We start from the raw sequence: 13,183 nt of genomic DNA on the forward strand, positions 1-13,183 counted from the left end.
ACAGACCATGGATGGGCTGGCGATAAAGCGCTGTCTGCCGCGGTCACAAAAAGGTGAGACAAATGACGGCGAAAGCAGAAACCAAGCGCAAACGTGGCCCGGGACGGCCGCCAAAGACAGTCGGATCAGGCGTGAATGACATGCCGCCAACCGAAGATTTGGTTGCCATGTATAAAGACATGCTGCTGATCCGCAGGTTTGAAGAAAAGGCCGGCCAACTATATGGCATGGGTCAAATTGGTGGATTTTGTCATCTCTATATCGGGCAAGAAGCCGTTGTCATTGGGCTTCAGTCAGCCTCAAAACCGGGTGACACTGTTGTGACATCATATCGTGACCATGGCCATATGCTGGCTTGCGGCATGGATGCTGATGGTGTGATGGCTGAATTGACGGGCCGCGAAGGTGGTTATTCGCGCGGCAAGGGCGGTTCGATGCATATGTTCAGCCGCGAAAAGAATTTCTTTGGCGGTCACGGTATTGTCGGCGCGCAGGTGCCAATCGGTGTCGGGCTTGCATTTTCCCATAAATATAAGAATGAGCCAAATGTCTGCATGACCTATCTTGGTGATGGCGCGGTGAATCAAGGCCAGGTCTATGAAAGCTTTAACATGGCGGCATTGTGGGGTCTTCCAGTCGTGTTTGTGATTGAAAATAACCAATATGGCATGGGAACCAAAGTGACGCGTGCGGCCGCTGGGCGGGCGCTTGCCGATCGCGGCATGGCCTATGGTATCCCTGGCAAACAGGTTGATGGCATGGATGTTTTGGCGGTTCGCACTGCCGCGCTTGAAGCCTTGGCACATTGCCGTGATGGGAATGGGCCTTATATCCTGGAAATGAAAACCTATCGCTATCGCGGTCATTCAATGTCAGATCCGGCAAAATACCGCACCCGCGAAGAGGTCGATGCCATGCGCAAGCAGCATGATCCAATTGACCAAATTCGCGATCTTTTGAAAAACCAGCATGTTGACGATGCGCGGCTAAAGGAAATTGACTCAGCCGTTAAGGCAACCGTGACCAAAGCAACCGAATTTGCCCAAACCAGCCCTGAGCCAGATCCATCTGAGCTTTTTACCGATATTCTGTTGCCGCTGACCGACAACAAACTTGTTGCAAAGGTGTAATCATGGCCATTGAAATTAAAATGCCGGCTTTGTCGCCAACCATGGAAGAAGGCACGCTTGCAAAATGGCTTGTTGCTGATGGCGATGACGTGCGTTCGGGCGATGTGATAGCCGAAATCGAAACCGATAAGGCAACAATGGAAGTCGAAGCCATTGAAGATGGTAAAATCGGCCAGATTTTGGTGCCTGCCGGAACCCAGCATGTAAAGGTGAATGCGGTGATTGCCATGTTGCTGGAAGATGGCGAAAGCGCCAGTGACATGAAATTACCAACGCCTGATGCGCCTGATGCGCCTGCTGAACCGGTGGCAGCGCCTGTTGCCGATGATACGAACCCGTCTGCCGAAACAGCACCAATGGCGGAAACAGTGGCAACCCCGATGGCAGAAACCGAATGGTCAGGCAGTTCGACGTCGCTTACTGTTCGCGAGTCACTTCGTGATGCGATGGCCGAAGAAATGCGCCGCGATGAAAATGTCTTTATCATGGGTGAAGAAGTTGCCGAATATCAGGGTGCCTATAAGGTAACACAGGGGCTTCTTGACGAATTTGGCTCAAAACGGGTGATTGATACGCCAATTACTGAACAGGGCTTTGCCGGTCTTGGCGTTGGCGCGGCCTTTGGCGAATTGCGGCCGATTGTCGAGTTCATGACGTTCAATTTTGCCATGCAGGCGATCGATCAGATTATCAATTCAGCCGCTAAAACCCTGTATATGTCGGGTGGTCAAATGGGCTGTCCGATTGTGTTTCGGGGGCCAAATGGCGCGGCAAGCCGTGTGGCAGCGCAGCATTCGCAATGTTTTGCCAGCTGGTATGCGCATTGTCCGGGATTAAAGGTTGTTGCGCCTTATTCGGCCGCTGATGCCAAGGGCTTGTTAAAAGCCGCCATTCGTGACCCAAATCCGGTCATTTTCCTTGAGCATGAAGTCTTATATGGCCAAAGCTTTGACGTGCCGGATGATGATGATTGGATCGTGCCAATTGGCAAGGCCAATATTTTGCGAAGCGGAAGCGATGTCACCATCGTTGCCTTTTCGATCATGGTTGGCCGCGCACTTGAGGCGGCTGACCGTCTTGCCGAACAGGGCATTAGCGCCGAAGTCATTGATTTACGGTCAATTCGCCCACTTGACAGTGCAACCATTGTTGAATCGGTCAAAAAGACCTCGCGTCTGGTTACTTGTGAAGAGGGCTTTCCGTTTGCTGGTATTGGCGCTGAGATTGCCATGCAGGTTATGGAACAGGCCTTTGACTGGCTTGATGCGCCAATTACGCGTGTGACCGGCAAGGATGTTCCAATGCCGTATGCAGCCAATCTCGAAGCGTTGGCATTGCCGCAAATCGACGACATTGTTGCCGCGGCGCGCACCACTTGTGATGGGTTTAAGGGGTAGGGCTGATGGCGATTGAAATTAAAATGCCGGCCTTGTCACCAACCATGACAACCGGAACCTTGGCAAAATGGCTTGTTGGCGAGGGCGACCGCGTCAATTCGGGGGATGTGATTGCCGAAATCGAAACCGATAAGGCAACAATGGAAGTTGAATCGGTCGATGATGGCGTTATGGCCAAAATTTTCGTTGATGCTGGTACCGAAAACGTCGCTGTTGGCGCGGTGATCGCAGTTCTGGCAGAAGATGGTGAAACCGCAAGTGATGTTGCCAAAGCCGGCCTTCAGGAACCATCATCGCCAGTGCCTGTAACGTCAGTCGCAGCCGAAGCAAAAGAGCGAGCCGAACCAGCACCAGTAACCGCCGCACCAGTAAAAGCAGTACCGGCCCCCAAAACCAAAAGCAGCGACAAGCCGCGAATATTTGCCAGCCCGCTGGCGCGCCGGATTGCGGCTGATCGGAATATTGCGCTTGAGGGCATTACCGGAAGCGGCCCCTATGGCCGGATTTTACGCCGTGATGTTGAATCTGCCGCCACCGCCCCAATCGCGCAGACAACCGCAGCATTAGCAGGGGCGACCCAGCAAGGCGACAGCTATCTTGTTGCCAATAGCCAGATGCGCAAGGCCATTGCTAGCCGGCTTCAGGACTCAAAGCAGCAAGCGCCACATTTCTATCTGACCGTTGATTGTGTAATCGACAATTTGCTCGAAGCGCGCAAATCATTGAATGCCAAGGCAGCCGAAGGGATCAAAATCTCGGTCAATGACATGATTATCCGCGCCGCGGCGATGGCATTGATTGCTGTTCCTGAAGCCAATGCGTCATGGGAAGGCGAGAATACACGGCTGTTCCGCCATGCCGATATTGCGATGGCAGTGGCCATTGATGGCGGGTTAATCACGCCAATCGTTTGGGCCGCAGAACAAAAGGGGCTTGCCGCCCTATCGCAGGTGACTACCGATCTGGCTGCCCGCGCGCGTGATGGGAAATTAGCCGCCAACGAATATACCGGTGGCAGCTTTACAATTTCCAATCTTGGCATGTTTGGTGTTCGTGAATTTGCCGCGGTCATTAACCCGCCGCATGGTGGTATTCTAGCGGTTGGTGCCGGTGAACAGCGGCCAATTGTCATTGATGGCAATCTTGCCGTGGCAACAGTGATGAGCGTTACCCTTTCGGCCGATCATCGCGCTGTTGACGGGGCGGTTGGTGCTAGATGGCTTCAGGCCTTTAAGGGGTTTGTTGAAAATCCCGTTACCATGCTTTTGTAAGGCGCGATGTTTTTGTAAGGCACGATGCTGTTGTAATGCGCCGTGCGATTGACCAATTGCAAGCCGACCAGTTCGCCGATTAGGAGACTAGAATGACCGATACCCAATTTGACATTGCCGTGATTGGTGGCGGGCCTGGTGGCTATGTTGCGGCCATTCGGGCAGCCCAGCTTGGGCTAAAGCCGGTGGTGATCGAGCGTGAGAATCTTGGCGGTATCTGCCTGAATTGGGGCTGTATTCCAACCAAAGCCTTGCTGCGCGCTGCCGAATTACGTCATTCAATTGATGAAATGGCCGATTTCGGCATCACGGTTGGCGAGGTGAAAGTCGATCTTGCGGCTGTGGTGAAACGGTCACGCAAGGTTGCCGGCCGCCTGTCGATGGGGGTTAAGCATCTGCTGAAAAAGAACAAGGTGACGGTGATTGCGGCCGAAGCCAAGCTTGGCGCAGCAAAAGACGGTTTGCGCCAGATCAATCTGTCAAATGGGGATATGGTATCAGCCAAGCATGTGATCATCGCCACGGGTGCCCGCGCCCGCGCTCTGCCCAATATCGAGGCTAATGGCAAAACCATCCTGACCTACCGCGAAGCAATGGTTCCCGAAACCATGCCGGAATCGCTTATCATTGTTGGTTCCGGGGCGATTGGAAGTGAATTTGCCTCATTCTATCATGATATGGGTGTCAAGGTGACGCTGTTCGAGGCGCTTGACCGTATTTTGCCGGTTGAAGATGAAGATGTGTCTGCTTTTGTTCAAAAATCATTCGAAAAGCGCGGCATCAAGATTATGACCGGCGTCAAATTGCAGGCGGTGACAAGCGATGCAAACGGCGTTCAGGCCAGCATTGAAGGCCAAGACAAGCCATTGCAGGCAAGCCGGATGATTCTTGCGGTTGGCATTACCGGCAACACCGAAAATCTTGGCCTTGAGGCGACCAAAATCAAAGTCGATCGCGGCCATATCGTGACCGATCAATGGGGGGCGACCGGCGAGGCTGGCATCTATGCCATTGGCGATGTAACCGGCCCGCCTTGGCTGGCGCATAAAGCCAGCCATGAAGGCATTATCTGTGTCGAAAAAATCACCGGTCAAAAAGATGTTCATGCGATTGGCGCGGGGGCTGTGCCCGGATGCACCTATTGCCGCCCACAAGTCGCATCAGTTGGCATGACCGAAGCGGCGGCAAAACAGGCTGGCCATGATCTGAAAATTGGCCAGTTCCCCTTTGCTGGCAATGGCAAGGCGATTGCCCTTGGCGATGATGGCGGCTTTGTCAAAACGATTTTCGATGCGAAAACCGGCGAATTGCTGGGGGCGCATATGGTTGGGCCTGAAGTCACCGAATTGATTCAAGGCTATGCAATTGCGCGGACATTAGAAGCAACCGAAGCCGAATTAATGGCAACGATTTTCCCGCATCCAACCCTGTCTGAGGCAATGCATGAATCGGTTCTTGATGCCTATGATCGCGCCATTCATTTCTAAAATTGTAAGGCTGATGATGCTGGCTGTCTTGTCTTTGCATTATCTGTTTTTTGGCAAAAGCCTTTTTGCCAGCCGTTAATCGGTTGTTCTTTATCTGGTTAGTCTGCTAAGAAAAAACCATGCCACAGATGAACACAAGCAAAGGGGCGGAACGCCACCCCGAAAAACGCAAAAATCCGGATCGGCCGCAGCCGCGCCGTCCTGAATGGTTGCGCGTAAAAGCGCCGGTTTCCGCTGCCTATGCTGAAACAAGATCATTGATGCGTGATCTGAATCTTGTGACCGTATGTGAAGAGGCGGCTTGCCCGAATATTGGTGAATGCTGGGCACAAAAACACGCCACCATGATGATTTTGGGATCGGTTTGCACGCGGGCTTGCGCCTTTTGCAATGTTGCCACGGGGAGACCTGATCTTTTGGATCCGCATGAGCCGGAAAATGTTGGCAAAGCAGTGGCAAAGCTTGGGCTTCGTCATGTGGTGATAACCTCGGTTGACCGTGATGATCTGGATGATGGCGGCGCACAGCATTTTGCCGATACAATTCTGGCCATCCGCCAATTGTCACCTGGCACCACAATTGAGGTTTTGACGCCAGATTTCCTGCGTAAAGAAGGCGCTGTTGAAATTGTTGTCGCGGCGCGGCCTGATGTTTTTAACCATAATATGGAAACCGTACCGCGCCTCTATCCGACAATTAGGCCCGGTGCGCGCTATTTCCACTCGCTATCCATCTTGCAAAAAGTCAAAGAACTTGATCCAACCATCTTTACCAAATCGGGCATTATGGTTGGCCTTGGTGAAACCGATGGCGAGGTTGGGCAATTGATGGATGACCTGCGAAGCGCCGATGTTGATTTCATGACGATTGGTCAATATCTGCAACCAACGCCAAAACATGCGGTTGTCGACCGGTTTGTCGAGCCTGCTATTTTCGCACAATTTGCGAACATAGGCGCTGGCAAAGGGTTTTTGCTGATGTCGTCAACGCCTTTGACCCGATCCAGCTATCATGCCGATGCCGATTTTGCCGCATTGCAAGCGGCCCGAAACGCTGTGTATCTTGGCGCATAGGTATCGGAGCGCGCAAGAATGACAATCCATAAGGAAAAACGGGTGATCCATCACCGGCCACAAGACCTTTATGCGCTTGTTGCCGATGTGCGGTCATATCCTGAATTTCTGCCATGGTGTCTGGCGTCACGCATCCGGCAGGAATCAACCGATGCTTTGACCGCTGATTTGATCATCGGCTTTAATATGTTTCGCGAAAAATTCACATCCTATGTCGAGCTTGATCCTGCAACGCTGGAAATCACTGTGAAATATGCCGAAGGGCCGTTCAAACATTTGACCAATCACTGGCGGTTTCTTGATCACCCTGATGGCTGTGAAATTGATTTCTATGTCGATTTTGAATTTAATTCGCGGCTGTTGCAATCGGTCATTGAGACGCTATTTACCGAGGCGGTTAAGCGCATGGTGCGGGCATTTGAGACCCGCGCCGATTCACTGTACGGCAAAAGATTGATCAATAAATAATAAATTATTTCAATTCATTATAAATCATTGTTAATGAATTATATAGGGATTTCTTGCGAACTGAATCACGATCGCCAGTAAAGATGTGATGATCATGAACCGCCGGTTTGCCGCGCCATTGACAGCTAAAATGCACCAGCCCAACAGGTTTATCTTGGCTGCCGCCACCCGGCCCGGCAATGCCGGTAACCGATGCTGCCAATTGGGCGGCAGGCGTTTTCAATAGCGCGCCAGTGGTCATGGCAATGGCCGTCTCGGCCGAAACCGCGCCATAGCTGGCCAAGATATCGTCACTGACGCCAAGAAGGTCTTGTTTTGCCTGATTACTATAGGTCACAAGGCCACGATCAAGAACCGCCGATGAACCGGCAATATCGGTCAATGCAGCGGCAATCATGCCGCCGGTGCAGGATTCGGCAAGAACAAGCATCACGTTTTTTTCACTGGCAAGCGTGATAATGGCCTTGGCCAGTTCAGATATTGTCATGGTTGCGTTATCAGTCATTGCGCCTCGCCACCGAAGTTAAATCTAAAAGCCGAAAAATATTTGTCCTGCGCCCCACAGGCAAAGTGCGGCCAATAGGCCGGCGACAATATCATCGGCCATAACGCCAACACCGCCCGAAAGCTGCTCGGCCATGCCAACAGGGCCAATCTTGGTAATGTCAAAAAACCGGAACAAAACAAAGGCAGCGGCAAACCACCAAAGATCAAGCGGCAGAATGATCAGGGCGATCCATTGCCCTGCCACTTCATCAATGATGACCTCTGGTGCGTCCTTGCGGCCGGTGGTTTGGCCATAAGCATCAGCCGCGAAAACGCCGATAATCGTAACAAGCAAAGTTGCCGCGGCCAATATTCCGGCGCCATAGCCGGCAATCATATAGCCGCTTACGACCCCGACAACCGATCCGATTGTGCCCGGGGCAGGGCGTAAATGCCCAATCGGGCCAAGCGTGGCAAGATAAGCAAGCGATGATCGAAGTGAGCCGCGAATAACCATCACTTTGCCGTGTCATCTGGCAAGTTTTGGTCAGGTGATGCCGGCAAGGTGATGCTGGCGCTTGCTTGTGCGGCGATCCCTTCGCCCCGACCGGTAAAGCCAAGCCCTTCGGATGTTGTGGCCTTGACGCTAACACGGTCGATTGAAATGCCGCATATTTCGGCAATGCGGCTGCGAATGGCATCGCGATGCGGGCCAATTTTTGGCGTCTCGCAAATAAAGGTAAGATCAAGATTCATAATCCGGCCGCCGCGTGCCAAAACACGTTTGGTGGCAAAATCCAGAAATATCGTGCTATCGGCATTTTGCCATTGCGGATCAGATGGCGGGAAATGGGCGCCAATATCGCCATCAGCAAGCGCGCCAAAAATCGCGTCACACAAGGCGTGTAATCCAACATCACCATCCGAATGTGCCAACATGCGGCGGTCGCTATCCAGCTTGATGCCGCCAAGCCAGATGGGGCCAGCTTTATCACTGAATTTATGAACATCAAAGCCGGTGCCAAAGCGTGTTTCTGTCATGCTGCTATCATCCGTTTGCTGCTGGTAATTTGGCATCGCGCTGTCGGCCGCGACAAGATGCGATAACATAGCAAAATCATCAGCATCGGTCAGCTTCATAAGCTGTTTGGCACCATCGATCATGGTAATTTTGAAACCGGCTGCTTCGGCAAGGCTGCAATCATCGGTAAAGCCGCCTTTGCCGGCAAAATCATCATGCAGCTTGGTGATGATATCGCGGCGGAATAATTGCGGTGTTTGCGCCGCGGCAAGCTGGCTTCGGTCAATACCACCAGTGATAAGGCCACCACTAATAAGGCCGCGGCGGCTTGTCGGGTTGTCGTGGCTATTGTCCTTGTCGATGGTTTTGATGCTGTCGGCAAGCGGCAAAACCGGAACCGCGCCAATGATTTCGTTTATCTGCTTGCCGTCATTGCTATTGTCTATTGCGGCGATTAAACCGCCCAAAAGATCGGCTGGTATCAAGGGACGGGCAGCATCGTGAATGGCAACATAGTCGATATTTTGGCAATTTTTTAGGCCAGCAAGGGCAGTCAAACCAGCGTGAACCGAGTCCTGGCGCGTGGCCCCGCCAGCGACAAGATGAACGGGTTTCTGCGTTTCGGGTAAAATATCGGCCATATGGGGGATAAAAGGCTCGGCCACGACCAGAATGATGGCAGCAATCGCCCGATGGTGATGAAAATAATCAAACGCATGGGCGATAACCGGTTTGTCACCTAATCGCCAGAATTGCTTTGGCAGGTCATTCCCGAAATTATTTATCGCAAAATTATCATGCCCAAAGTCATCATGCCCAAAGTCATCATGCCCAAAGTCATCATGCCCAAAGTCATCATGCCCAAAGTCATCATGCCCCAAGGGGCTATCTTGGCGCGAGGCGAATTTGCTTGTGCTGGCCGCGCGCACGCCTGATCCGGCGGCGACAATAATCGCCGCGCATGAATTGCTGCCGGATTGATCTGGGCGTGAGATAATTTTTTCGTGCATGACAGTCCTTCTTATCCCCAATGTCTGGCGCTTTGTCCAATGGATATTCAGCTTGGCAAGCGCGTACCATCAGGGCGGTTCGCCAATTTGATCATATTGTTGGTGCTTTGGCGGCAATTGACGTTAAGTGATGGATTTTTGTGCATTAATTGCCTATTATGTGGGCGTTTTATCGATGTTCATTATCGGTGCTTGTCTTTTCGGGTCTGTTTCGGGGTCTTTTATGTCTCTTGCTATTGATGGAAACATCTTGCCCCATGCGGCCATTTTGGCGCCGATGTCAGGGGTAACCGACTGGCCGTTTCGCCGCGCTGTACGCCGCTGTGGCGGCGGTTTGGTGGTGACCGAAATGATTGCCAGCGCCGCCGTCCTGCGCGATGTGAAAAGCGAAATGCGGAAATTGCGAACCGAAGCGATTGCCGAAGCACCGCTATCAATCCAGCTTGCGGGCTGGGAACCGCCGGTTATGGCCGAAGCGGCGAAAATCTGTGCTGATCTTGGTGCAAGCTTTATCGATATCAATATGGGCTGCCCTGCCAAAAAGGTTACTGGCAAATTGTCAGGCTCGGCCTTGATGCGAGATCCGCATCTTGCCGGTGCCATTATGGCGGCTGTGGTTGATGCTGTTGATGTGCCGGTTACGTTGAAAATGCGGCTTGGTTGGGATGATGACAGCCTGAATGCGCCGCAACTTGCCAAGATGGCTGAAAATGCCGGAATCAAGATGCTGGCCATCCACGGCAGAACACGCTGTCAGATGTATAATGGCGCGGCCGATTGGGCAAAAATTGCGGATGTAGTGGCGGCGGTTGATATTCCGGTGGTGGCGAATGGGGATATTACCTGTCTTGACACAATGCAAAAGGCGATTGAACAAAGCGGGGCAGCTGGTGTGATGATCGGGCGCGGGGCGCAAGGGCGTCCGTGGCTTTTGGCGCAGGCTGGTGATTTTCTGGCGGGACAGGCGGTTCGCCCAACCCCGTCAATCGGTATGCGGCATCATCTGATGCGGGCGCATCTTGACGATATGCTTAGCCATTATGGAACCGCGGCGATGCGGTTGGCACGCAAACATATCGCGTGGTATGCGCATGGTCTTCCCGGTGCTGCCGAATTGCGTGATATTGCCAATAACAATACCGATGCCGCAATGGTGTTCGCGGCGGTCGATGAATTTTTTGAAGCGCTTGACCCAAGCGATGTGGCGGCGTGATGCGTTCGCCGTCAAAATCAATACCGTCAGACAGGTCAGATGCGACCGATCAAACCGCATATCTGCACCATGACCATGATCTCGATCACCATTCGGGCGTTAGCATGGCGCAGATTCTGGCCAGCCTGCCTAACCCGATCTTTGTTTTGGATGCGGATAATTGCTTTATCTATCTCAATCAAGCGGCTGAGATGTTTTTTCAATCAAGCCAGATGATCCTGTCTGGCATGCCGCTAGATGGATTTATTCCGGCTGATGGTAGCTTGTTTTCGATGTTGCAGCGCGCCCGCGATCAGCATGTGTCGGTAGGTGATCAAGGGCTGGAACTGGCAGGGCCAAAGCTGGGGCTAAAGCTTGTCAATGTACAAATCACGCCGTTTGGTGACACGCCGCGCCTGCTGGTGTCAATCCAAGAGCGCGCGCTTGCTGAACGGCTTCGCGGCCAGTCACTATTTCGCGGTGCGGCAAGGTCTATCTCGGCAATGGCGGCTCTGCTGGCGCATGAGGTCAAAAACCCGCTTGCCGGCATTAAAGGCGCTGCCCAGCTATTGGAGTCCGGGCTTGGCGATGAAGACCGCGTCTTGACCCGCATGATTGTCGAGGAAAGTGACCGGGTTGCCGCGCTTCTTGATCGTATGGAAGGCTTTGCCGGTGGTGCGCGCCTTGTTCTTAGCCCGGTGAATATTCACGAGGTTTTAGATCATTGTCTTGGGCTGGCAGCGGCATCTTATGGTGCGCATCTGGTGATCCGCCGGCAATATGATCCGTCCTTGCCATTGGTGAATGGGCATCGTGACCTGTTGATTCAATCCTTCATTAATATTATCAAAAACGCATCAGAAGCAACTGATAAAAATGCAGAACTTGTGATAAAAACATCCTATTCACGCGGTCGCCGCCTGTCATTGGCGGCAAGCGATGGCGGATCGCATGTGCCGGTTCAGGTTGATATTATCGATAATGGGCGCGGCATTCCCGAAGATATCCGCAACCATATTTTTGACCCGTTTGTATCGGGGCGCAATGGTGGCAGTGGGCTTGGCTTGACGATGGTTGCCAGCGTTGTTGCTGATCATGGCGGTATGATTGAGGTGGATTCAACGGCGGGTCGAACCGCCTTTCGGATGAATTTTCCGGTTGCCGAGTCGGGTAAACCGGCGTCTTCGCCACCGAAACCGGCAAAAGGATCAGCCGAATGAATGCAAAGCCACCGCTTATTCTTGTTGCTGAGGATGATAAATCGGTCAGGCTTGTCGTGCAGCAGGCGCTTGCCCGTCAGGGCTATGCTGTGCAATCAAGCGGCACGGCGGCGGGTTTGTGGAAATTGATCGAATCCGGCAAAGGCGATGTTTTGATTACCGATGTTGCCTTGCCGGATGGTGATGCGCTTGATCTGCTGCCCCGCATTCAAGAACGCCGCCCCGATTTACCGGTCATTGTGATGAGCGCGCGTTCAACATTGCTGACCGCCGTAAAAGCCCAGCAGGTTGGCGTTTTTGAATATCTGCCAAAACCATTTGAACTGCGCAGTTTGATCGAGGTGACGCAGCGCGCGGTTGAAACCATCGGCACGCCAAGCCGGTCAAGTACCAAGACAGCCTCAATCGAAGAGGGCGGCCCGTTAATTGGCCGGTCGCGCCCAATGCAGGATATTTTCAAAGCGATGGCGCGGGTTGTTAGCACCGATTTAACCGTCCTTGTGACGGGTGAAAGCGGGACGGGCAAGGAATTGGTTGCGCGTGCGCTGCATGATCTTGGAAGCCGCCGCGCTGGCCCTTTTGTCGCGATCAATCTTGCCGCGATACCGCGTGACCTTGTCGAAGCCGAATTATTCGGGCGGGCCAAGGATGATGGGTCTAGTCCGGCAAAGCATCATCAGGGCCGGTTTGAACAGGCTGAAGGCGGAACGCTGTTTCTTGATGAAGTCGGCGATATGCCACCCGAGGCACAAACAAGGCTTTTGCGGGTGTTACAGGATGGTGAATATCTGCCCGTTGGTGCGCAGCGACCAGTCAAAACAAATATCAGGGTCATTGCCGCAACAAACCAGAATTTGCATCATCTCATGCATCAAGGCCTGTTTCGTGAAGATTTGTTTTACCGGTTGAATGTGGTGCCATTACGGTTGCCGTCATTACGTGAACGCGTTGAAGATATCGGCCCGCTTGTTGCGCATTTCCAGATTCTTGCGGTCAAGGAGGGGCTGCCGTCAAAAACCTTTACCCCAGAAGCATTGCGTGCGCTGAAATCTTGGCATTGGCCGGGCAATGTGCGCGAATTGGAAAATCTGGTCAGGCGCATGCTGGTGCTTCACGCCGATAACAGCATTGATGCGGCGGCGGTTGAACATGAATTTCCAGCCACCCAAGCCGATTTGAATGAAGATGCCGAAAGCCTGTCCGAGTCAGTTGACGCGCATATCCGGCGTTATTTTGAGGCGTTGAAAGGCGGCATGCCCGCCCCGGGGCTTTACGGCCGTATTTTGCGCGAGGTCGAGCATCCGCTTATTCTCGCCACGTTAGAGGTAACCCGTGGTAACCAGGTTCGCGCCGCCGATATTTTGGGGCTAAACCGGAATACCTTGCGCAAAAAGATCAAGGATCTGAACATAAAGGCAGGTCGCTAAA

The 13,183-nt window shown here is 52.8% G+C and carries 12 protein-coding genes; 9 read left to right on the forward strand and 3 right to left on the reverse strand.

The features are described from left to right. The first annotated feature begins 62 nt into the window (after positions 1-62). The 6 genes from pdhA (at position 63) to ABXT40_RS05050 (ending at position 6,826) form a co-directional block, all read left to right on the forward strand. Positions 63-1,130 carry a pyruvate dehydrogenase (acetyl-transferring) E1 component subunit alpha gene (pdhA, locus tag ABXT40_RS05025; RefSeq protein WP_443646736.1) on the forward strand — a complete coding sequence of 356 codons (1,068 nt, stop codon included), beginning with the start codon at positions 63-65 and terminating at the stop codon, positions 1,128-1,130. Between the two features lie 2 nt (positions 1,131-1,132). After that, positions 1,133-2,527, forward strand: coding sequence for a pyruvate dehydrogenase complex E1 component subunit beta (locus ABXT40_RS05030; RefSeq protein ID WP_443646737.1), 1,395 nt, complete (start codon positions 1,133-1,135; stop codon positions 2,525-2,527). A gap of 5 nt (positions 2,528-2,532) precedes the next feature. Beyond that, positions 2,533-3,798: a pyruvate dehydrogenase complex dihydrolipoamide acetyltransferase gene (locus ABXT40_RS05035; protein ID WP_443646738.1), complete on the forward strand. Its 1,266-nt coding sequence runs from the start codon at positions 2,533-2,535 to the stop codon at positions 3,796-3,798. Between the two features lie 92 nt (positions 3,799-3,890). Beyond that, complete coding sequence (lpdA, locus tag ABXT40_RS05040) at positions 3,891-5,285, forward strand: dihydrolipoyl dehydrogenase (protein ID WP_443646739.1); 1,395 nt, start codon at positions 3,891-3,893, stop codon at positions 5,283-5,285. 119 nt (positions 5,286-5,404) lie between these two features. Beyond that, entirely contained in the window at positions 5,405-6,358 is a 954-nt protein-coding gene (lipA, locus tag ABXT40_RS05045; protein ID WP_443646740.1) for a lipoyl synthase, read from the forward strand. 18 nt (positions 6,359-6,376) lie between these two features. Then, a complete protein-coding gene (locus tag ABXT40_RS05050; protein WP_443646741.1) occupies positions 6,377-6,826 on the forward strand; it encodes a type II toxin-antitoxin system RatA family toxin in 450 nt (149 codons plus the stop codon). A gap of 4 nt (positions 6,827-6,830) precedes the next feature. On the opposite strand, the gene ABXT40_RS05055 is transcribed toward ABXT40_RS05050, so the two are convergent. From ABXT40_RS05055 to ispF, 3 genes are read right to left on the reverse strand one after another with little or no spacing between them, the layout of a single operon-like run. After that, positions 6,831-7,331, reverse strand: coding sequence for a CinA family protein (locus tag ABXT40_RS05055; RefSeq protein WP_443646742.1), 501 nt, complete (start codon positions 7,329-7,331; stop codon positions 6,831-6,833). A gap of 24 nt (positions 7,332-7,355) precedes the next feature. After that, entirely contained in the window at positions 7,356-7,829 is a 474-nt protein-coding gene (locus tag ABXT40_RS05060) for a phosphatidylglycerophosphatase A family protein (RefSeq protein WP_443646743.1), read from the reverse strand. Further along, the gene (gene ispF / locus ABXT40_RS05065) at positions 7,829-9,343 is read right to left on the reverse strand and encodes a 2-C-methyl-D-erythritol 2,4-cyclodiphosphate synthase (protein ID WP_443646744.1); all 1,515 of its coding nucleotides are present in this window, start codon (positions 9,341-9,343) and stop codon (positions 7,829-7,831) included. The genes ABXT40_RS05060 and ispF overlap by 1 nt, the downstream gene beginning before the upstream one ends. A gap of 223 nt (positions 9,344-9,566) precedes the next feature. Here ispF and dusB point away from each other — a divergent pair, with 223 nt between their 5' ends. The 3 genes from dusB to ntrC are packed head-to-tail and all read left to right on the forward strand — an operon-like array spanning position 9,567 to position 13,182. After that, the gene (gene dusB, locus ABXT40_RS05070; protein WP_443646745.1) at positions 9,567-10,556 is read left to right on the forward strand and encodes a tRNA dihydrouridine synthase DusB; all 990 of its coding nucleotides are present in this window, start codon (positions 9,567-9,569) and stop codon (positions 10,554-10,556) included. Then, a complete protein-coding gene (locus ABXT40_RS05075; RefSeq protein ID WP_443646746.1) occupies positions 10,556-11,755 on the forward strand; it encodes a two-component system sensor histidine kinase NtrB in 1,200 nt (399 codons plus the stop codon). The genes dusB and ABXT40_RS05075 overlap by 1 nt, the downstream gene beginning before the upstream one ends. Then, positions 11,752-13,182, forward strand: a complete 1,431-nt coding sequence (gene ntrC / locus ABXT40_RS05080; protein ID WP_443646747.1) for a nitrogen regulation protein NR(I) — start codon at positions 11,752-11,754, stop codon at positions 13,180-13,182. The genes ABXT40_RS05075 and ntrC overlap by 4 nt, the downstream gene beginning before the upstream one ends. The last annotated feature ends 1 nt before the right edge of the window (position 13,183 follow it).

The sequence above is a fragment of the Candidatus Ponderosibacter sp. Uisw_141_02 genome (assembly GCF_048087665.1).
In the GTDB taxonomy this organism is placed as follows: Bacteria; Pseudomonadota; Alphaproteobacteria; order Puniceispirillales; family Puniceispirillaceae; genus UBA3439.